The organism is Bradyrhizobium sp. I71, from assembly GCF_022354745.1.
Classification (GTDB): domain Bacteria; phylum Pseudomonadota; class Alphaproteobacteria; order Rhizobiales; family Xanthobacteraceae; genus Bradyrhizobium; species Bradyrhizobium liaoningense.
Genome location: NZ_CP059398.1, coordinates 3,483,477 through 3,503,131 on the forward strand (window position 1 = coordinate 3,483,477; position 19,655 = coordinate 3,503,131).

17 protein-coding genes are annotated in these 19,655 nt (G+C 65.2%); 7 read left to right on the top strand and 10 right to left on the bottom strand.

Features of this window, described 5'->3' with window-relative positions; all coding sequences use genetic code 11:
- Positions 1 to 37 precede the first annotated feature (37 nt).
- From rsmG to FJV43_RS16920, 3 genes are all read left to right on the top strand, one after another.
- Positions 38 to 679 (top strand): 16S rRNA (guanine(527)-N(7))-methyltransferase RsmG, encoded by a 642-nt coding sequence (gene rsmG, locus FJV43_RS16910; RefSeq protein WP_239629447.1) that lies wholly within the window; start codon positions 38 to 40, stop codon positions 677 to 679.
- A 27-nt stretch (positions 680 to 706) separates the two neighbouring features.
- Positions 707 to 1,573: a ParA family protein gene (locus FJV43_RS16915; protein WP_239628653.1), complete on the top strand. Its 867-nt coding sequence runs from the start codon at positions 707 to 709 to the stop codon at positions 1,571 to 1,573.
- A 137-nt stretch (positions 1,574 to 1,710) separates the two neighbouring features.
- Positions 1,711 to 2,598, top strand: coding sequence for a ParB/RepB/Spo0J family partition protein (locus FJV43_RS16920; protein WP_239628656.1), 888 nt, complete (start codon positions 1,711 to 1,713; stop codon positions 2,596 to 2,598).
- Positions 2,599 to 2,812: 214 nt separating this feature from the next.
- Here FJV43_RS16920 and holA read toward each other — a convergent pair whose 3' ends face one another.
- From holA to leuS, 3 genes are all read right to left on the bottom strand, one after another.
- Complete coding sequence (gene holA, locus FJV43_RS16925; protein WP_239629448.1) at positions 2,813 to 3,841, bottom strand: DNA polymerase III subunit delta; 1,029 nt, start codon at positions 3,839 to 3,841, stop codon at positions 2,813 to 2,815.
- Positions 3,842 to 3,949: 108 nt separating this feature from the next.
- Positions 3,950 to 4,501, bottom strand: a complete 552-nt coding sequence (gene lptE / locus FJV43_RS16930) for an LPS assembly lipoprotein LptE (RefSeq protein ID WP_239628658.1) — start codon at positions 4,499 to 4,501, stop codon at positions 3,950 to 3,952.
- The gene (gene leuS / locus FJV43_RS16935) at positions 4,488 to 7,124 is read right to left on the bottom strand and encodes a leucine--tRNA ligase (protein WP_239628660.1); all 2,637 of its coding nucleotides are present in this window, start codon (positions 7,122 to 7,124) and stop codon (positions 4,488 to 4,490) included. Before leuS ends, lptE begins: the two co-directional genes overlap by 14 nt.
- A 190-nt stretch (positions 7,125 to 7,314) precedes the next feature.
- On the opposite strand from leuS, the gene FJV43_RS16940 reads away from it, so the two are divergent.
- The gene (locus tag FJV43_RS16940; RefSeq protein WP_239629449.1) at positions 7,315 to 8,361 is read left to right on the top strand and encodes a GGDEF domain-containing protein; all 1,047 of its coding nucleotides are present in this window, start codon (positions 7,315 to 7,317) and stop codon (positions 8,359 to 8,361) included.
- Here FJV43_RS16940 and FJV43_RS16945 read toward each other — a convergent pair.
- On the bottom strand, positions 8,358 to 10,061 hold the full coding sequence (locus FJV43_RS16945) for a diguanylate cyclase (RefSeq protein ID WP_239628666.1): 1,704 nt from the start codon (positions 10,059 to 10,061) through the stop codon (positions 8,358 to 8,360). The two genes, FJV43_RS16940 and FJV43_RS16945, sit on opposite strands and share 4 nt — an antisense overlap.
- A 109-nt stretch (positions 10,062 to 10,170) precedes the next feature.
- Here FJV43_RS16945 and FJV43_RS16950 point away from each other — a divergent pair, with 109 nt between their 5' ends.
- Complete coding sequence (locus FJV43_RS16950; protein WP_239628668.1) at positions 10,171 to 10,860, top strand: YggS family pyridoxal phosphate-dependent enzyme; 690 nt, start codon at positions 10,171 to 10,173, stop codon at positions 10,858 to 10,860.
- Positions 10,861 to 10,999: 139 nt separating this feature from the next.
- On the opposite strand, the gene FJV43_RS16955 is transcribed toward FJV43_RS16950, so the two are convergent.
- Both FJV43_RS16955 and FJV43_RS16960 read right to left on the bottom strand, forming a co-directional pair.
- On the bottom strand, positions 11,000 to 11,785 hold the full coding sequence (locus FJV43_RS16955; protein ID WP_239628670.1) for a fumarylacetoacetate hydrolase family protein: 786 nt from the start codon (positions 11,783 to 11,785) through the stop codon (positions 11,000 to 11,002).
- A gap of 6 nt (positions 11,786 to 11,791) precedes the next feature.
- The gene (locus FJV43_RS16960) at positions 11,792 to 12,361 is read right to left on the bottom strand and encodes a L,D-transpeptidase family protein (protein WP_239628672.1); all 570 of its coding nucleotides are present in this window, start codon (positions 12,359 to 12,361) and stop codon (positions 11,792 to 11,794) included.
- A 200-nt stretch (positions 12,362 to 12,561) separates the two neighbouring features.
- On the opposite strand from FJV43_RS16960, the gene FJV43_RS16965 reads away from it, so the two are divergent.
- Together FJV43_RS16965 and FJV43_RS16970 are read left to right on the top strand one after the other, a co-directional pair.
- Entirely contained in the window at positions 12,562 to 13,248 is a 687-nt protein-coding gene (locus tag FJV43_RS16965; protein WP_008142830.1) for a response regulator, read from the top strand.
- Between the two features lie 60 nt (positions 13,249 to 13,308).
- A complete protein-coding gene (locus tag FJV43_RS16970; RefSeq protein WP_028181423.1) occupies positions 13,309 to 13,752 on the top strand; it encodes a cyclic nucleotide-binding domain-containing protein in 444 nt (147 codons plus the stop codon).
- A gap of 33 nt (positions 13,753 to 13,785) precedes the next feature.
- On the opposite strand, the gene FJV43_RS16975 is transcribed toward FJV43_RS16970, so the two are convergent.
- The 4 genes from FJV43_RS16975 to FJV43_RS16990 form a co-directional block, all read right to left on the bottom strand.
- A complete protein-coding gene (locus tag FJV43_RS16975; RefSeq protein WP_239628674.1) occupies positions 13,786 to 14,601 on the bottom strand; it encodes an exodeoxyribonuclease III in 816 nt (271 codons plus the stop codon).
- Between the two features lie 131 nt (positions 14,602 to 14,732).
- A complete protein-coding gene (locus tag FJV43_RS16980; protein ID WP_239629450.1) occupies positions 14,733 to 15,488 on the bottom strand; it encodes an outer membrane lipoprotein carrier protein LolA in 756 nt (251 codons plus the stop codon).
- A gap of 152 nt (positions 15,489 to 15,640) precedes the next feature.
- The gene (locus FJV43_RS16985) at positions 15,641 to 18,118 is read right to left on the bottom strand and encodes a DNA translocase FtsK (RefSeq protein ID WP_239628676.1); all 2,478 of its coding nucleotides are present in this window, start codon (positions 18,116 to 18,118) and stop codon (positions 15,641 to 15,643) included.
- 9 nt (positions 18,119 to 18,127) lie between these two features.
- Entirely contained in the window at positions 18,128 to 19,342 is a 1,215-nt protein-coding gene (locus FJV43_RS16990; protein WP_239628678.1) for an aminotransferase class I/II-fold pyridoxal phosphate-dependent enzyme, read from the bottom strand.
- Positions 19,343 to 19,655 lie beyond the last annotated feature (313 nt).

A 19,655-nucleotide genomic window follows, 5' to 3' on the forward strand; every position in this document is an offset into this window, starting at 1 on the left:
ACCGAAGATCGACAAGGCCAACGCCAACGATCAGTCGCTGGACGCAATCATCGCAGCCGACAAGGTCGCGGCACTCAAGCTCGCGCCCGTTTCACGTGAAACTGAAGCCCGGCTCGATCGCTACATCGCCCTGCTGCGCGAGTGGCAGGCCAAGACCAATCTGGTCGCGCCTTCGACCTTGCCGCATCTCTGGACGCGGCACATCGCCGATTCGCTTCAGCTGGTCGATCTCGCGCCGACCGCAAAACGCTGGGCCGACCTCGGCAGCGGCGGCGGTTTCCCCGGCGTTGTCCTGGCCTGCGCCACGGCGGGGACGCCGGGCGCGAGCGTCCACCTCGTCGAGCGAATCGCCAAGAAGGCGGCTTTCCTGCGCGAAGCGATTCGCGTCACCACATCTCCGGGAGTCGTACATCTCGCTGAGATCGGGGATAATGTGGATAGAATCACCGGCCCCGTCGATTGCGTCACCGCACGCGCACTGGCTCCGCTACATCAACTCATCGGCTTTGCGGAGCCGCTGATGCGCCAAGGCGCAAAGGCGCTGTTTCCGAAGGGTCAAGATGTAGAGGCTGAATTGACCGAAGCCGCTAAATATTGGAATATTCAACCTCAGCTCCATCAGAGCCGCACGGGTGACGGCTGGATCGTGGAGCTGACGTCCGTCGAACGGCGCGGGTGAGGCGTTCAGGGGGAGTGGGGAATTGCGATGAGCGTGATTGACGAACCGCAGCAAGAACAGACGGCCCAGGAGACCAATGAGGTCCCGCATGGCCACCCGCGCATCCTGGCGCTGGCGAATCAGAAGGGCGGCGTGGGAAAAACAACCACAGCGATCAACCTCGGCACGGCGCTCGCGGCGATCGGCGAGCGCGTCCTGATCGTCGATCTCGATCCGCAGGGCAACGCCTCGACCGGCCTCGGCATCGATCGCCGCAACCGCTCCTGCTCGACCTACGACGTGCTGGTCGGCGAAGCCGCGTTGCGCGAGGCGGTGGTCTCGACCGCGGTGCCGCGGCTGCACATCGCGCCCTCGACCATGGACCTCTCCGGCCTCGAGCTCGAGCTCGGCACCACGCCCGGCCGCGCCTTCAAGCTGCGCGACGCCATCGGCGCACTCAACAACAACGTCTCGCCGGACGCCGACTACACCTATGTGCTGATCGACTGCCCGCCCTCGCTCAACCTGCTCACGGTGAACGCGATGGCGGCCTCCGACGCGATCCTGGTGCCGCTGCAATGCGAGTTCTTCGCGCTCGAGGGTCTGTCGCAATTGCTGCAGACGGTGGAGCAGGTGCGCTCGACGCTCAATCCGAACCTGTCGATCCACGGCATTGTGTTGACCATGTTCGACTCGCGCAACAACCTCTCGAACCAGGTCGTCGCCGACGTCCGCCAGTTCATGGGCGAGAAGGTCTACAAGACCATGATCCCGCGCAACGTGCGCATCTCCGAAGCGCCGTCCTACGGCAAGCCGGTGCTGGTCTACGATCTCAAATGCGTCGGCAGCGAAGCCTACCTGCGGCTCGCCACCGAAGTGATCCAGCGCGAGCGCGAACTGCGCACGGCGCATTGAGGCTGCCGTAGGGTGGGCAAAGGCGCCTTCGCCGTGCCCATCGTCTTCCGCAAACAATCGGTGGGCACGCCTCGCTTTGCCCACCCTACGACAATTCAGTTCTGGAGTGCTGCACCGTGAATCCAAGGGAGCTGGCGATGGCCGACGAAGCGCGTTCGCGACTGGGCCGAGGTCTTGCGAGTCTGATCGGTGACGTTGGCGGCGAGGCTCAGCATGTCGATCGTCCGCGCGCACAGCGCAAGGTGCCGATCGAATTCATCAAGCCCAACCCGCGCAACCCGCGCCGCACCTTTTCGGAGACCGAGCTCAAGGAGCTCTCCGACTCCATCAGGCAGCACGGCGTGATTCAGCCGATCGTGGTGCGTCCGCTGAAGGGCGCGCAGGATCGCTACGAGATCATCGCGGGCGAGCGGCGCTGGCGCGCCTCGCAGCTCGCCGGCCTGCATGACGTGCCGATCGTTCCGGTCGACATCAGCGACAGCGACGCGCTGGAGTTCGCGATCATCGAGAACGTGCAGCGCGAAGACCTCAACCCGATGGAAGAGGCCCAGGGCTATCACGCGCTCGCCAACGAGTTCAAACGCAGCCAGGAGGACATCGCGAAGGTCGTCGGCAAGAGCCGCAGCCACGTCGCCAACATGATGCGGCTGACGAAGCTGCCGGCCGAGGTGCAGGCCTTCATCGCGACCGGTGAATTGACGGCGGGCCACGCCCGCGCGCTGATCGGCGTGCCGGATCCGCTCGCCGCCGCCAAGCGCATCGTCGAGGAGGGGCTCAACGTTCGCCAGGCCGAGGCTCTGGCGCACGAGGAAGGCGTGCCCGAGCGCAAGCCGCAGAAGGCGCGCAGCACTGGGGGCAAGGAAAAGGACCCTGATACGATCGATCTCGAAAAGCGTGTCAGCGACGCGCTAGGTCTCAAGGTCACCGTCAATCATCGCGATCCCGGCGGCTCCGTGCAGATCAACTACCGCAACCTCGATCAGCTCGACGAGGTGATGAAGCGGCTCGCCAAGGGCGCGCTGTAACTCCGCTGTCCCGTGCCGCGGGCACTGATCTCCACCCGTCATCCTGAGGTGGCCGCTTCTTCAGCGGCCCTCGAAGGGCGACGGCCCGGCTGTAGCAGCGCGGCCTTTCATCCTTCGAGGCTCCTGGCACGATGCGTAGCATCGTGCCACTCGCGCCTCAGGATGACGGATTTGGCCCCTTGCTTTGTTGCGTTCGCAGTGACGCGGAGAGAGCTCAGCCCCGCCGCTTCGCGTTCGCCGCAATCGCCATCAGCGCGCGCTGGGCTATGGCTGCGGCGAGGGTGGACTGCTTGCGGGTGTCGAGCGCCGCGGTTGCGAGCTGCTCGATGATCGCGGCAAGCCGCGCCGGGCTGAAATTGCGCAGCGCGGTTTCGACCGCGGGCTTTCGCGAAAAATGCAGGCGCGGAAAGCCGCCATCGAGCACGGCGGAGGCCGGCGTGCCGTCGGCGATCGCGAGCGCGGATTTGTGCAGCCACGCAGCCTGCCGCTGCGCGGCGGATATGATCACGCCTGGAGAGGTGCCGGCGATCATGGCCTTGGCGAATTCGGTCTCGACGATGTCGGGCCGCCCGGCAAAGGCGCCGTCGACGATCGGATCGAGCTTCAGCTCCGACGCATCGGCGACCACGGCCATGACATCATCCAGCGTGACCTCGCCCTTGCCGTGGGCGTAGAGGGTCAGCTTGCGCAGCTCGTTGCGCGAGGCCTGGCGGTCACCGCCGAGAAAGGACATCAGCGCCGCGCGGGCGTCCTGCGCGATGCGCAAATTCGCGATACGGAGCTCGTCCTCCATCAGCCTGGCCAGATCGCGCTCAGTGTCTGGATAGCAGCCGATCGCCACGGCCGTCTTGGCGCGCTCGCAAGTCTTACGCAGCGGCGATTCCGGGCGAAGCTCGCCGGCCTCGATCACGATGCGGCAATCCTTCACGTTCATCTCGGCCAGCGTCTCGATGCCGCTGGCGAAGCTGCGCGAGCCGGCGCGAACGCGGATGGCGCGGCGGCCGCCGAACAGCGGCACCGTCATGGCCTCGTCGACGAGGCGAGAGGGCTCGGCGGAGAGTTCGTCGCCGTCGAGCTTGACCAGCGAGAACGGATCGTTGGGATCGTCGACGCTGGACGCGATCAGCGCATCGGCGCGCTCGCGCACGAGGCCCGCATCGGGACCGTAGAGCAGGATGATCGGACGGCCGGCATCGGGCCGAGCGAGGAAGGCGTCGATCTCTTTTCCGCGCAGTGCGACCATGGTCCAGATCGTCATTCCGGCGCGCGCGCAGCGCGAACCCGGAATCCAGAGGTTTGGGATCGAGATTCCGGGTTCACGCTGCGCGTGCCCCGGAATGACGGGAACGACTTAAGTGCCTGCGGTGAAGAACGAGGCGAGCCGGGTGGAGATGTTCTCGGCGATCTCGTTGGCGGCACGATCCTCGGCATCGCGCACGGCGCGGGTGCGCGAGAAGCGCTGATAGGACCCCGGCATGTCATAGGACACGCGTGAGAATGTCGAGCCAGTCATGACAGACTTGCCGGTCGCGACGTCGATCAGATTGTACTGGGCGTCGATGCCGAGATTTTCGCTGGTCGGCAGTCCGGTCGCGGCGCTGACGATCAGCGAGGAGCGGCTGGTGGTGAAGCGGATATCCAGTCGATGCGTCGGCGGCATGCCCGTCGCCGTGCCGTAAAGCTTGAACGCCAGCGCGTTGCGGATTTCGACGCCGACGCGGGCCTCGCGCGAAGCATTGGGCTTGCTGATCGGGGGTAGCTCGACGCCCATCAGCCTTTCGCGCAGACCGGGGGTGCCGTCGGTGCGCTCGGCATACATCGGCTGGAAGCAGCCTGCCGTCAGCGCCGCCAATGCAGCGACTGCCAGCAAGCGGGCTGCGATACGGATCCTAGCCGACAACATTCACGATCCTCTTGGGAACGATGATCACCTTGCGGACGGGCTTGCCGTCCAGGGCCAGCTTTACCGCATCGAGGGCCAAAACGGCAGCCTCGATTTCCGGATTCTGGGCCGCTGTTGCAACTGTGACCTCACCCCGCTTCTTGCCGTTGACCTGGACCACCAGGGTCACGCTGTCTTCGACCAGCAAATCGCGTTCGATTTGGGGCCAATCGGCTTCCGAAACCAGCCCCTTTTGGCCCAGAACCCGCCAGCACTCCTCGGCCAGATGCGGCATCATCGGAGAGAACAGCTGCACCAGGATCTGGCTGGCCTCCCGGATCGCCCAGGCCAGATCCGGCGCCAGGTCGGCTGCGGGCTGGCCCGGGCGCTGCAGCACCTCCGAGAACGTGTTGGTGAATTCGCGGATATGGGCGAGGCAGACGTTGAAGTGCAGCCGCTCGATGCCGGTTGTGACCTTGTCCAGCGCGCCGTGGGCGGCCTTGCGCAAGGTGGTCGCGTCCGGGCCGAAACTGGCCGGTCGGGCCGCCGGCGCACCGTTGCCGAGTTCGACGGAATCGTTCACCAGCCGCCACAGCCGCTGCACGAAGCGCGAGGCACCCTGGACGCGCTCGTCGCTCCAGATCACGTCGCGGTCGGGCGGGGAGTCCGAGAGCATGAACCAGCGGGCCACGTCGGCGCCGTAGGTCTCGATGATGTCGTCGGGGTCGACCGTGTTCTTCTTCGACTTCGACATCTTCTCGATCGGGCCGATCTGGATGTCCTCGCCGGTGGCGAGCAACGTTGCGCGGCGCCCGTTGCCGCCGACCTCGATCTTCACCTCGGCCGGCTGCACGTAGGTGCCGTCCGCCTTCTGGTAGGTCTCGTGCACCACCATGCCTTGCGTGAACATGCCGGCGAACGGCTCGTCCAGCGCAATGTGCCCGGTCGCCTTCATCGCGCGGGTGAAGAAGCGGCTGTAGAGCAGATGCAGGATCGCATGCTCGACGCCGCCGATATACTGGTCGACCGGCAGCATCCGGTTGGCGATCGCAGGCGTCGTCGGCGCGTTCTCGTTCCAGGGATCGGTGAAGCGCGCAAAGTACCAGGACGAATCCACGAAGGTGTCCATGGTGTCGGTTTCGCGCTGGGCCTTGCCGCCGCATTTGGGGCAGGTGACGTGCTTCCAGGTCGGATGATGATCGAGCGCGTTGCCCGGTCTGTCGAAGGTGGCGTCGTCCGGCAGCTTCACCGGCAGGTCCGCATCCGGCACCGGCACCACATCGCACTTGGGGCAATGGATGACTGGAATCGGGCAGCCCCAATAGCGCTGGCGCGAAATGCCCCAGTCGCGCAGGCGGAAATTCACTTGCCGCTCGCCGATCGGCGCGTTGCCGCGCAGCTCCGTCTCGAGACGCTTCGCCACCTCTTCCTTGGCCTGCTCGATGCTCATGCCGTCGAGGAAGCGCGAATTGATCATGCGGCCGTCACCGTCATAGGCGGTGTCGGTGATGACGAACGACTTCGGGTCCTGGCCCTCCGGACACACCACAGGCGTGTTGCCGAGACTGTACTTGTTGACGAAGTCGAGGTCGCGCTGGTCGTGCGCCGGGCAGCCGAAGATGGCGCCGGTGCCGTATTCCATCAGTACGAAGTTCGCGACATAGACCGGCAGCTTCCAGCTGGGGTCGAACGGGTGCACCGCGCGGATGCCGGTGTCGAAACCCTGCTTTTCCGCGGTGTCGATGATCTCCTGCGCGGTACCCATCTTCTTGATCTCTGCGATGAACTCCGCAAGCTTAGGGTTCTTCGCAGCGGCGGCCTGCGCCAGCGGATGATCCGCCGAGATCGCCATGAATTTCGCGCCGAACAGCGTGTCCGGGCGCGTCGTGAAGATCTTCAGCTCGCTCTCGCCGGCCGGCGTCGTCGCCGGATCCAGTGCGAAGCGGACCAGCAGGCCTTCCGAGCGGCCGATCCAGTTGCGCTGCATCAGCCGCACCTTGTCGGGCCAGCGGTCCAGCCCGTCCAGCGCGCTCAAGAGCTCCTGCGAGTACTTCGTGATCTTGAAGACCCACTGATTCATTTCCCGCTGCTCGACGACCGCGCCCGAACGCCAGCCGCGGCCGTCGATCACCTGCTCGTTGGCGAGCACGGTCATGTCGACGGGGTCCCAGTTCACCTTGCGCTTCTCGCGCTCGGCGAGACCCTCGCGCAGGAAGTCCAGAAACATCTTCTGCTGGTGCTTGTAATAGCTGGGATCGCAGGTTGCGATCTCGCGGCTCCAGTCCAGCGACAGCCCGATCGAGCGGAGCTGTTTCTTCATCGCGGCGATGTTGTCGTAGGTCCAGGCCTTCGGGGCGACCTTGCGCTCGATCGCGGCGTTCTCGGCCGGCAGGCCGAAGGCATCCCAGCCCATTGGATGCAGCACGTTGAAGCCCTTGGCGCGCATGAAGCGGGCCAGCACGTCACCCAGGGTGTAATTCCGGACATGGCCGATATGGATGCGCCCGGAAGGGTAGGGGAACATCTCGAGCACATAGTATTTCGGCCGCGGATCGTCGTTCCTGGAGACGAAGATCGCCTGCTCGTCCCAGAGGCGTTGCCAGCGCGGTTCGGCGTCGCGGGCGTTATAGCGTTCGGAGGTCATGGAATCGTTGGGTTTTCGTGGGTTCGGCCGTCTCAAGACGGCGGACTAGGCCATAGAAGACCTCAGGGGGTCAATGGGTTGCCGCGTTCCGGAACTTCGACCGCGCCTCCGCATAACTACGAGGGCCCGCGTTGGGGTGTGATTAAGGGGTCGATGCCAATTTGCCGCCCGAAAAGGCCGCATGACCGCGATGGATTCCAGCTTCGACGATCCCGATTACGACTATGCCGCGTCCATCGCCGGACGGGCGATGCGGAGCATGGCCGAACAGCGCATTGCGCCGACCCCGGCCAATTTCGCGGTCTGGTTCCAGTATTTCGCGGGCAGTCATGACGATCTGCGCAACGCGATCGATCTGCTGATCGACCACAATCGTCCCTTCGATGCGCGAACCAATCAGGATCTGTTCGAGACCTACGTCGCGCCCCAGGCGAGTGCCGCCGCGGTCGACACCTCCGAGCGGCTGCAGACGCTCATGGGGGCCGCGAAGGAATTTCTGGCGACCGCGATCGCCGACAATCATTCGCAGATGCAGGTCATCAGCCAGGTGGCCGACCAGGGCAGGGCCGGCGTCGATCCAAAGCTGCTGGTCGCCCAGCTCATGAACGAGCTGGCGCGGGCCGCCACAAGGGCGACGCGGCTGGAGGCAGGTTTTGCGGAAAAGACCCGCGAGCTCGACGTGATCCGCGATTCGCTGTCGCGGTCCGAGCAGCGCGCCCGGACCGACATGTTGACGGGGCTGGCGAACCGGCGGGCCCTCGACGAATTCCTGCGCAAGGCGCAGACGACCGCGGAATGGGGCGAGCCGCTCGGCGTGCTGATGCTCGATATCGACTACTTCAAGGCCTTCAACGACAATTTCGGCCATGGCGTCGGCGACCAGGTGCTGCGCCTGATGGCGAAGGTGCTGCGCGAGAAGGTCCGCGAGCAGGATCTGCCGGCCCGCTATGGCGGCGAGGAGCTGATCGCGGTGCTGCCGGACGCCGATCTCGGCACATGTGCCGAGATCGCCGAGCGCATCAGGCGCGCGATTGCCGAATGCACGATCACGCGCCGCTCGACCGGCGAGATCCTGCCGAATATCAGCGTGTCGATCGGCGTGGCGCAGTACCGGACCGGCGAGGCGATCACCGATCTCATCGAGCGTTGCGACCGCGCGCTCTATCTCGCCAAGAGCGGCGGCCGCAATCGCGTCGTGACGGAGGTCGAGCTCGAGCGGGCCGGGGCCGCGGGCTAGGCGCTGGCCACCATCATCATATCAGCCGCGCCGGTCTCGATCGCCTGCACGCCGTGCTCGACGACATTGTTGCGGCCCCGATGCTTGGCGGCATAGAGCGCGGCGTCGGCGGCTTCGATCAGGTCGCCGGGACGCAAGGACTCGTTCGGCTTCGTCGCGGCGACGCCGATCGAGACCGTGACGATCATATGCGCGGACGTGATGTGCGGCAGGCAGAGTCTCAGCACGGCCGCCCGCACCTGTTCGCCGATTTCGGCGGCGCGCATCACGTCGGTATTCGGCAGCAAGAGGCAGAATTCCTCACCACCATAGCGTGCCGCAAAGCCCATCGTGTCGGCGGCGATGCCGGACAGCGACTCGCCGAGCCGGGTCAGACAGGAATCGCCTTCGAGATGGCCGTAAGTGTCGTTGAACAGCTTGAAATGGTCGACGTCGATCATCAGAAGCGCGAGGTCGCTGCCATATTGCTGCGCGCGCATCCATTCGAAATCGAGCCGGCTCTGGAAACCGCGGCGGTTGGCGAGCCCCGACAGCATGTCGATCGAGGCCATCACCGTCAGCCGGTCGTTGCTCGCAATCAGCTCGCGCTCGCGCTGGCTCAGCTGCGCAGCCATCGCGTTGAGGGCGCGGGCCAGCGGAACGAATTCGGCCGGCAGCCGATTGCGTGCCGCGCGGGCCGACAGGTCGCCCTCGCCGAGACGCTTGGCCATGTCGGCGAGCATCTCGATCGGCTTGATGACGAGTTTCTCGGCGGCAATCAGCGCGCCGAGCAGGACGAACACGACGACGAAAGCGAGCTGTAGATAGGCGGTCCGGATGTCGCGGTTGACCGCGGCTGACACCTTGTCTTCATCGATGCTGGCGATCAGGCGGGCATTGGTGCCGGCGATGCGGATATAGCTGACCGCGCGGCGGGAGCCGTCGGCGGCGAGGAACGACAGTGAACCCTCGTCCTGGTCGGACCGCAGCGCCTTGTCCGCGATCGCGGACATCAGCGGCATGTTGTCGAGGGGACGGCCGACCGCGCTGTGCTGATCGGCTGGGGCCGCCAGCACGGTGCCCGCGCTGTCGACCAGCACCGCGGTGATGCCGGCGCGGCCGCCCAGATTGCTCATGACCTTCGACATCCAGTCGAGATTGACGGTGGCGAGCACGACGGCATCGGGCACCCCGCTGAAGGCCGAGACCGGATAAACCGCCATCACGGTCGGCGAGAGCACAGGCCGCGACAGGATGAAATCGCTGAGAACGAAGCGGCCGGTTTGCTGTGCCTGCTGGAAGTAGGGCCGGTCACTGAGATCGAGGCCGACATACATGTTGTTGGTGGCGCATTGGATGCGTCCGTCCTGGCCGGCGATCAAAAGCGTGCGGATCCAGGGAAGGCTCGACGGCAGGCTTGCGCGCAGCACGTCGCAGCTCTTGCTGATGCCGCCGGCGGAGGCGCGGATGAAGGCTTCCGATTTCAGGATGGTCTCGACCGACGAGATCACCTCGCGCTGCGCATCGGCACTGTGCCTTGCCACCGTGGTGAACTCGGCCGCAGCCTGCGCGATCTGCCGCACACGCGTGTCTTCGAGCGAGCGGATGCGCTCGAGCATTAACGGCGCCACGAGAATGACCGCAAGCAACGCAAGCCGCGCCCGGATTCCCAGAACCTGCTTGAGTTTCGCGCGTTTGCGGTTGAGACTGACGCTTGCCATCTTCGTTACCCACCCCATGGGCCAAGGTAAAGCGAAGGGTTCAAAAACTGTTTCTTGAACTCGGTAAAATTGGACTTAACTCGGGCTACGATCCCGGCCAAGAGACGTCATGACAGAAGCCATCGCCGCGCCGGTAACCGGCCATTCACCAAACGCGCTCGCCGCGGTCGAAGCCGAAATCGCCCGCGCCTGCACGGACGCGCGGCGCGACCGCGCCTCCGTGACGCTGATTGCGGTGTCCAAGACTTTCGCCGCCGATGCGATTATCCCGGTCATCGCCGCCGGACAGCGGGTATTCGGCGAGAATCGGGTGCAGGAGGCCAAAAGCAAGTGGCCGGCGTTAACGTCTGTTTACCCCGATATCGCGCTGCATCTGATTGGGCCCCTGCAATCCAACAAGGCGAAAGAGGCGGTCGCGCTGTTCGACGCGATCCATTCGGTCGATCGCCCGAGCATTTGCCAGGCATTAGCTAAGGAAATCGAATCCCAGAACAAGCACCCGCAGCTCTTCGTCCAGATCAATACCGGCGAGGAACCGCAGAAGGCCGGCGTCGCGCCCGGCGAGGCCGACGCCTTCCTCGCGAGCTGCCGCGATACCTATGGGCTCACGATCTCCGGACTGATGTGCATCCCGCCGGTCGACGAACCGCCGGCCGCGCATTTTGCCCTCACCGCCAAGATCGCCGCGCGCAACGGATTGAAGAACCTCTCGATGGGGATGAGCGCCGATTTCGCGACCGCGATCATGCTGGGCGCCACCCATGTGCGCGTGGGATCTGCGATCTTCGGGCACAGGTGATTGTCGTAAGCGAGGGCCGTGCCCCAACCGAGTTCTTGAGTTCGTCATTGCGAGCGTAGCGAAGCAATCCAGGATCTTTCCGCGGAGGTAGTCTGGATTGCTTCGTCGCAAGGGCTCCTCGCAATGACGGCGGAGCTGTCTACGCAAACCCCACCGACACTTTGCCCAGCACCCCAAAGTCCACCGCAAGATGATCGCCGGCCGCAATCGGCAGCGGCGGATGGCACGTGCCCGTCGTTACCACCTCCCCTGCCCGCAACGTGATGCCGAGCCCGCGCAGCTCGTTGGCAAGCCAGGCGAGCGCAACGCGGGGATCGCCGAGCACGTTCCTGCCGTGGCCGACATAGCGCTCGCCGCGCAGCATGATCTGCGGGCGTTCCGCGATGAGATCGATCGCGCGCCAGTCCGCCGACGTCGCCGCGCCCAGCACGAACAGATGCGCGCAGGCATTGTCGGCGATGAGCTGGGCCTCGCCGGCGCGGGCGAAATCGGCAAAGCGCGAATCGGGAATCTCGATCGCGGGATGCAACGTCTCGACGGCGGCGAGCACCTCGTCGACGGTGTACGGCGCCGCGCGCGGCGGCAGATCGCGCCCGATCCGAAAGGCGAATTCCGGCTCGCCGACGCGCATCTCGTTGCCTTTCATCGGCGCAGTCCCGCCGTCAGCGATCACGGTGTCGCTCATGATGCGTCCGGCCATGGGGCCTGCCACATTGATGTGCTTCTGTCCGGCCTCGCTGGTTGCCGCGATCTTCCAGCCGAACAATTTCCCGCGCGATTGTCGTTCGAGCGCGGCCTGGATGGCGTAGCCCTCGGCGCGACTCTGTGGCCGCAACCGGACCTCCAGTGCGTCCAGCTTGGTGCCGTCGCGCCAGTGTTGAACCAGGATCTGCGAAGCGGCGGCGATCTGATCCTTGTCGAGCATGCACCCTCACCCGATGATGATTCGTGTTCGCGGGCCCAGGCGCCGCAGCAATTGCAGCATCGCAGACTTCGTCATGGAGACGCAGCCCGCGGTCGGGCCGAAATTGTCGCGGGCCAGGTGCAGGAACACCGCACTGCCGCGGCCGGCGATGCGCGGTCTGGTGTTGTGGTCGATCTCGATGATGAAGTCATAGAGGTGGTCGGCCCGCTTGAGCCGGTCACCGCCCTGCCCCTCGCCGAGCCGGATGCCCTGATTGTAATGGCGGTCCCGTGGATCCTCGCACCAGGCGTCTGCGCCGGTGATCATCCGGGCCGGCAAGAACGTCTGGGGCCGGCTGTGCCGGTCGCCCCGCCACCACAGCCGCCTGGGCCGGAAGCTGCCCCTGGGGGTGCCGCCATCGCCCTCGCGCTTGTTGGCCAGAATGCCGCCCCGCCCCAGCGCAACCGGGATGGTCAGCGTCCCGGCCGTCAGCCAGCCCCGGCGCGGATTTCCGGCTGCAGCCTTAACGCGGATCGCAGACAGCGGCCCGGCGCGTCGATTCCTGGCGTAACCGACTGAAGCTGCTCTATTTTTCATGTGAACGTGCAATGTCGAATTCATTACAGGACATTCATCAAATCGCCCTGCTATTCTGAGTTAGAGTGCTTCTGGCTTGTGAATCGGTAACAGCCCACTACTTCAACACGAACAACAATAAAACGGCGACCCTAAACTTCCCTCGCGGCTGGGTGCGGCATGGATGCGCGCCGAGCCGGACCCTAAAAGGATGACCCCCTATGGCCAATGCCCGCAAGATCCTGATCGTGGATGACGATACCGATCTGCGCGATACGTTGGTGGAGCAATTATCGCTGCACGAAGAATTCGAAGCCTCCGCGGTCGACACCGGCGCCAAGGGCGCGAGCGCCGCAAAGGCGAATTCTCCCGATCTCGTCCTGATGGATGTCGGCCTGCCCGATACTGACGGCCGCGAAGTCGTCCGTTCCTTGCGCAAGGGAGGATTCAAGGCCCCGATCATCATGCTGACCGGGCACGACACCGATTCCGACACGATCCTGGGGCTGGAATCCGGCGCCAACGACTATGTCGCAAAGCCCTTCCGCTTCGCCGTGCTGCTGGCCCGCATCCGCGCCCAGCTCCGCCAGCACGAGGCCAGCGAGGATGCGGTGTTCTCGGTCGGCCCCTACTCCTTCCGTCCCGGCTCGAAGATGCTGACCGCGGCCAATGCGCGCAAGGTCCGCCTCACCGAGAAGGAAACGGCGATTCTCCGCTTCCTCTACCGGGCCGGCCAGATGCCGGTGTCGCGCGAGACCCTGCTCCAGGAGGTCTGGGGCTACAATTCCGGCGTCACCACCCACACGCTGGAAACCCACATCTATCGGCTTCGCCAGAAGATCGAGAAGGACGCCGCCAACCCCGAGATCCTGGTTACCGAAGCCGGTGGCTACAAGCTGGTGCCGTGATACGTTCCGGAAACGCGCGATTCGTCGTAAATTGGCGCGTTTCTCGAGCCACGGACCAGAATGTCAATCGACGACGACGTAGCGCTTCTCGAGCGTGTCCCGACACTGCGCCTGTTGGGAGATGCCTCGTTGCGCATGCTGGCGATCGGTTCCGAGCAGCGTGACTTCGTCCGCGGTGACGTCCTGTTCGATCTCGGTGACGCCGCCGATGCCGGCTTCGTGGTACAGCGCGGCGCCTTCAGGGTCGAAGACGGCGCCGGCGCCGAAATGATCGCCGGCCCCGGCGCGCTGATCGGCGAGCTCGCACTGGTGGTGCCGATGAAGCGGCCATCGCGTGCGATCGCGCTGGAGCATTCCTCCGTCATCCGCGTCGCACGCAGCCTGTTCCAGCGCGTGCTGGAGAGCGACCCCGCCGCCGCCGTGCGCCTCCGCGACGAATTCGCGGTGCGCTCCAGCCAGATCGCCAGCGATATATTGATGGCCGGCGCGAAGCTGACGTCTTAACCGCTCCGCGCGTCCCGGAGAACGACGGGGGCTTTAGACCTCCAGCGTCACCGTGACGGGCACGTGGTCCGATGGACGCTCCCAGCTCCGCGCATCGCGCAGGATCCTGAAATCGCTGACCGCGTCCTTCAGCGCGCGCGAGACCCAGATGTGATCGAGCCTGCGGCCGCGGTCGCCGACGGTCCAGTCGGCGGAACGATAGCTCCACCACGTATAGACCTTCTCCGACATCGGGATGCGCTCGCGCGCGACGTCGATCCAATCGCCGGCGGCGAGCGCCGCCTTCAGCTTCTCGGTTTCGACGGGTGTGTGCGAGACGACTTTCAGAAGCTGCTTGTGCGACCACACGTCGTTCTCGTGCGGGGCGACGTTGAGGTCGCCGACCAGGATGTGGCGGTCATCACCGCGCGGATGCAGCGGCTCGCACGCCGTCATCTCGTCGAGGAAGCGAAGCTTGTGGTCGAACTTCTCGTTCAGCGCGGGATCGGGGATGTCGCCGCCGGCGGGCACGTAGAAATTATGCAGCACCAAAGGCCTTGCGATGCCCGCCCTCTCGCCGAACGATACCGAGATGTGGCGCGAATCCACCTTGTCGCAGAAGGTGCGGATGTCCTTGGACTCGAAGGGAATCTTCGAGACGATGGCGACACCGTGATAGCCCTTCTGCCCGTTCAGCGCGACGTGCTCATAGCCGAGCCGCTTGAAGCGCTTCAGCGGAAAGGCGTCGTCGATGCACTTGGTCTCCTGCAGGCACAGCACCTCCGGCCGCACGCTCTTCAAGAATTTTGCGACCAGGTCGATGCGCAGCCGCACCGAATTGATGTTCCAGGTTGTCAGGGAAAGACGCATGGCGACGATCTAACAAACTCCATCCGTCATGGCCGGGCTTGACCCGGCCATCCACGTCTTTTTGTCGGACCCAAAAACGTGGATGCCCGGGACAAGCCCGGGCATGAGGTGATTGGAGCGGCCATGCAATCTCAACCCGGCGACGGGCCGTAATTGGTGAAATCGATCTTGAACATGTTGGGGTCGAGCTTCTTGCTCGAATCCAGATTGTAGACCGCGATCGTGGTGTCGTAGCCCTGCGGGTCGGTGACGGTCCATTGCTTGAGCTGGCCGTCCTTGGCACCGAACATCAGGAGCAGCCGGCTGGTGCCGACCAGCGCCTGCTTCTCCTCGATGGTGACGCTGACGAAGACGTCGTCGGCCGAGACGTTGACGACGTTCGTGTCCTTCATCAGGTCGATGCGGTCGGACAGCAGAAAACGCAGTGGCGTCTGCGACAGCGGATAGATGTCCTGGGTCGCGAGCTTGCGGTCGCGCACCACCAGCGAGGATCCGTCGGCGACGATGTCGATCGGGCTCGGCGCGTCATACTCGAAGCGCACCTTGCCGGGCTTCTGGATGTAGAAATCGCCCTGCGTCTTGCTGCCGTCGGGGCCGACCTGGACGAAATTACCAACCAATGTCTGAAGCGACGACAGATAGGCGCTGACCTTGGCCGCCTGCGCTTTCTGGTTGGCATCGAAGGTCTGGAAGATGCTGGTCGGCACGTTGCGCCGCGGATCCGGGATGACCGGATTCGGCGGCGTCTGCGTCGCGCCGGTCACAGCGGGCCCACCGGCCGGCCCGCCGTCGGCGCGCCCCTTCGGTGCAGGCTTCGGCACCGGGACGGTCTGCGCGAACGACGTCGCAGTCACCATCGCGGCGGTGACGAGAAGCACGCCGGCCACGCGCGCACTTCGCGCGGCGATGGTGGCGGCGAATCGAATGTCCGGATGTCTGATCAACACGTCGTCCTGTATGGCTGGGCGCCCTTTTAGCGTGATTTCTGGCAAAAGCAGATATCGATTCTGCGTGAAATGATGTTCAGAGGCCCTTCGCCTCACATATGGCTGTCTTCTTCCTCGACCAGAATCTCGCGCTTGCCGGCGTGGTTGGCTGGGCCGACGATGCCCTCCAGTTCCATGCGTTCCATCAGTGATGCGGCGCGATTATAGCCGATTTGCAGGCGGCGCTGGATATAGCTGGTCGAGGCCTTGCGATCGCGTTTGACGATGGCAACCGCCTGCTGGAATAGATCGCCGCCGCCATCCCCGCCCATGCCGGTCGCGTCGAACACGGCGCCGTCCTCGTCCTCGGCCGGCTCCTCGGCGGTAACGGCTTCGAGATATTCCGGCTGTCCCTGCGTCTTGAGGTGACGCACCACCTTCTCGACTTCCTCGTCGGAAGCGAAAGGTCCGTGCACGCGGCTGATGCGGCCGCCGCCGGCCATGTAGAGCATGTCGCCCTGGCCGAGCAGCTGCTCGGCACCCATCTCACCCAAAATGGTGCGGCTGTCGATCTTGGAGGTGACCTGGAAGGCGATGCGGGTCGGGAAGTTCGCCTTGATGGTGCCGGTGATGACGTCGACCGACGGACGCTGCGTGGCCAGGATCACGTGCAGGCCGGCGGCGCGCGCCATCTGCGCGAGACGCTGCACCGCGCCTTCGATGTCCTTGCCGGCGACCATCATCAGGTCGGCCATTTCGTCGACGATGATGACGATGTAGGGCAGCGGGTCGAGCGAGAGCTTCTCTTCCTCGTAGATCGCCTTGCCGGTTTCCTTGTCGAAGCCGGTATGCACCGTGCGCGTCGGCTCCTCGCCCTTGGCCTTCAATTCGAGCAGGCGCGTGTTGTAGCCGTCGATGTTGCGCACGCCGAGCTTGGCCATGTTCTTGTAGCGCTCTTCCATCTCGCGCACGGCCCATTTCAGCGCGACCACCGCCTTCTTCGGATCGGTCACGACGGGCGTGAGCAGATGGGGAATGCCGTCATAGACGGAGAGCTCGAGCATCTTCGGGTCGACCATGATCAGCCGGCACTGGTCCGGGCGCAGCCGGTAGACCAGGCTGAGGATCATGGTGTTGATCGCGACCGACTTGCCCGAGCCGGTGGTACCGGCGATCAGCATGTGCGGCGTGCGGGCGAGATCGATGATGACGGGATCGCCGCCGATGGTCTTGCCGAGGCACAGCGGCAGCTTTGCCACCGTGTCGGTCGCCTCCTTCGCCACCAGCAATTCGCGCAAATAGACCTTCTCGCGATGCGCGTTCGGCAGCTCGATGCCGATCGCGTTGCGGCCGGGCACGACCGCGACGCGCGCCGACAGCGCGCTCATCGAGCGGGCGATGTCGTCGGCAAGCCCGATCACGCGCGAGGACTTGATGCCGGGTGCCGGCTCCAGTTCGTAGAGCGTAACGACGGGACCCGGATTGGCCTTCACGATCTCGCCGCGCACGCCGAAATCCTGCAGCACGCCTTCGAGCGAACGGGAATTGGTCTCCAGCTCGGCCTTGCTGAGCGGCTGGCGATCGCCCGCTTTCGGGGCGGCCAGCATCGAGACGGAGGGAAGGTCGAACTTGTCGGAGGACTTCCTGGTCGCGGCCTTCGGTGCAGCCTTCTTGCGCGGGGCGCGCGCGGCCGGCTGCTCCTCTTCCTCCTCCTCGTCTTCCTCTTCTTCGTGCTCGTCCTCTTGGTCCTCGTCTTCGGACTGCGGCGAGATCGAGGGCGCGGCGCGGCCGCCGCCCAGATTCGGCTCCTGGCGGCTGAATGCAGCGGCCCTGGCTTTCGGTCCACTCGAGACCAGCGAGCGGTAGGCGGCGCCAAGCAGCCAGATCAGCCGCGCCTTGGTGCTCATCAGCGCGTGGAACAGCCAGCCCAGCGACACCGAGCCGCGATCGCTCTCCTCGTCTTCGTCGAGCGGCTTGTCGTCATCCTCGATCTCCGCGAGCTCGTCGTCCTGCTCGCGGGCGCCAAGGCCGCAGGCGATCAGGAAGGTCGCGGTCATCGCGGCGAACAGGATCGTGCCCAGCACGATGCGATAGATCGTGCCGGCCGGTCCGAAGATCACTGCCGGCGCGCGTACCAGCGCGTCGCCGACCACGCCGCCGAGGCCGGTCGGAAGCGGCCATGCGCCGCCATGCGGCCAGCAGCTGACGAAGCCCGCCGCGATCACCGTGCAGAGAATCCAGGAGCCGAGCCGCAGCGCTTCGCGGTCGAACGGGCGATGGGTCATCATGCGCCAGCCCCAGACCGCAACCGTCAGGACCAGCATGATCGCGCCGAGCCCGAGGATCTGCATCGCGAGGTCCGCACCGATCGCGCCGGCATAGCCGAGGATGTTGCGGATCGGCCGCGAGGTGGCGTGGCTGAGACTGGGATCCTGCACCGACCACGTCATCAGCGCGGCCGAGGCGACGCCCGAAAGCGCGATCAGGCCGAGGCCGGTGAGCTCGCGCATGCGCCGCGCCAGACCCTCGCGGATCGATGGCGGCAGATGGCCGACCAGCGGAATGACACGTTCGATTGCCGACATGCTCATGGGCCCCGCCTAACCCAGAGTCTCGACCAGGCGGTGCAGCGCCTGCGCCGTGGTCTCTCCATCCTGCACCAGTGCGAGGCGAATGTAGCCTGCCCCGGGATTGAAGCCGTCGGGCTGGAGCCGGGCCAGATAGCTGCCGGGCACCACGCGCACGCCTGCTTCCTTGAAAAGTCTCAGCGTCACCGACACGTCGTCGCCGAGGGCGGACGTGTTGAGCCAGACGCAGAAGCCGGCATCGGGCCGGCGATAGCCGTAGCGATTGCCGATGATCTGGTCGGCGAGATCGAACTTGATGCGGTAGAGCCTGCGGTTCTCCTCGACATGCGCTTCGTCGCCATAGGCAACGGTCGCGACATGCTGGAGCGGCACCGGCACCTGGGGCGCCGCAACGTTGCGCAGCTCCAGGAACATGCCGATGAACTTCTTGTCGCCGGCGGCGAAGCCGACGCGCATGCCCGGCAGGTTGGAGCGCTTCGACAGCGACTGGAACGCGACCACGCGGGTAAAGTCGGGGCCGGCGCATTCCAGAACGCTGCCAGGAGCCTCGCGGGTGTAGATCTCGGAATAGCACTCGTCGCTGAGGATCACGAAGCCGTAGCGGTCGGCGAGTTGCTTCAATCGTTTGAAATAATCGGGCTGGGCGACCGAGCCCTGCGGATTGGCCGGCGAAGCCAGATAGAATGCCACCGTGCGCGCCAGAATCGCCTCGTCGATGGCATCGAGATCGGGCAGGAAGCCGTTCTCGACCGTGGTCGGCAGATAGACCGGCTCGCATGCCGCGGCGCGGGTGCCGGCGCCATAGACCGGATAAAACGGGTTCGGCATCAGGATCACAGGCTTGCCGGGACGCGGCCCGACATAGCGCGCCGCGGTGATCGCCGCGAAGAAAAGCCCTTCGCGGCTGCCATTGAGGACGAGAATCTCGCTCTCGGGATCGAGCGGCCGCGGCAGCTTGAACCGCGACGACAGCCAGGCGCCGGCGGCTTTGCGGAACGGCTCGATGCCCTTGCCGAGTGGGTAGCGGCCGAAATCGGCGATGTGTTTCGCCAGTACCGGGCCGACGAAGTCGGGCACGGGATGCTGGGGCTCGCCGACTGCAAGCGTGATCAAGGGCTTACCCGGCTGATGCGGCGCCAGCAGCTCGTTCAGCCGGATGAAGGGCGAGCGGTCGGTGTCCGGGCTTCCACCGGCCTGCGGCGCACGGGATGAAGCGGTCATAGCCATTCTGGGCGCCAGCACTCTTGGAACAGCCGGTCGCGCGAAGGCACCGGCGGGAAGCGGTTCAGTTCACCATAGATAGGGCGAGGTTAAGACGCGATTAACCATCGGCCGCCGCCCGCGTCCAGAGCGGGAATATCGAGGCCGGATCACAAACAGGATGCGGGCTACAGGGCCCGGCTGGTTCCTCCACCTCTTCCGCTTGCTTGCGGGAACACTCGTGCAATGGCACTGCGCCGGCGATCATCGGATCGCCTTCGGCAATCCCTTTCTTCAGGCCCCGACCCAAAGAAAAAGGGGCTCCAGCTTGCGCTGGAGC

Excerpts from the sequence above, each read along its gene's own strand:
- FJV43_RS16915 (WP_239628653.1), top strand. The coding sequence starts at position 707 with ATGAGCGTGATTGACGAACCGCAGCAAGAACAGACGGCCCAGGAGACC.
- FJV43_RS16920 (WP_239628656.1), top strand. The coding sequence starts at position 1,711 with ATGGCCGACGAAGCGCGTTCGCGACTGGGCCGAGGTCTTGCGAGTCTG.
- holA (WP_239629448.1), bottom strand. The coding sequence starts at position 3,841 with ATGGTCGCACTGCGCGGAAAAGAGATCGACGCCTTCCTCGCTCGGCCC.
- lptE (WP_239628658.1), bottom strand. The coding sequence starts at position 4,501 with ATGTTGTCGGCTAGGATCCGTATCGCAGCCCGCTTGCTGGCAGTCGCT.
- leuS (WP_239628660.1), bottom strand. The coding sequence starts at position 7,124 with ATGACCTCCGAACGCTATAACGCCCGCGACGCCGAACCGCGCTGGCAA.
- FJV43_RS16940 (WP_239629449.1), top strand. The coding sequence starts at position 7,315 with ATGGATTCCAGCTTCGACGATCCCGATTACGACTATGCCGCGTCCATC.
- FJV43_RS16945 (WP_239628666.1), bottom strand. The coding sequence starts at position 10,061 with ATGGCAAGCGTCAGTCTCAACCGCAAACGCGCGAAACTCAAGCAGGTT.
- FJV43_RS16950 (WP_239628668.1), top strand. The coding sequence starts at position 10,171 with ATGACAGAAGCCATCGCCGCGCCGGTAACCGGCCATTCACCAAACGCG.
- FJV43_RS16955 (WP_239628670.1), bottom strand. The coding sequence starts at position 11,785 with ATGCTCGACAAGGATCAGATCGCCGCCGCTTCGCAGATCCTGGTTCAA.
- FJV43_RS16960 (WP_239628672.1), bottom strand. The coding sequence starts at position 12,361 with ATGAAAAATAGAGCAGCTTCAGTCGGTTACGCCAGGAATCGACGCGCC.
- FJV43_RS16965 (WP_008142830.1), top strand. The coding sequence starts at position 12,562 with ATGGCCAATGCCCGCAAGATCCTGATCGTGGATGACGATACCGATCTG.
- FJV43_RS16970 (WP_028181423.1), top strand. The coding sequence starts at position 13,309 with ATGTCAATCGACGACGACGTAGCGCTTCTCGAGCGTGTCCCGACACTG.
- FJV43_RS16975 (WP_239628674.1), bottom strand. The coding sequence starts at position 14,601 with ATGCGTCTTTCCCTGACAACCTGGAACATCAATTCGGTGCGGCTGCGC.
- FJV43_RS16985 (WP_239628676.1), bottom strand. The coding sequence starts at position 18,118 with ATGAGCATGTCGGCAATCGAACGTGTCATTCCGCTGGTCGGCCATCTG.
- FJV43_RS16990 (WP_239628678.1), bottom strand. The coding sequence starts at position 19,342 with ATGGCTATGACCGCTTCATCCCGTGCGCCGCAGGCCGGTGGAAGCCCG.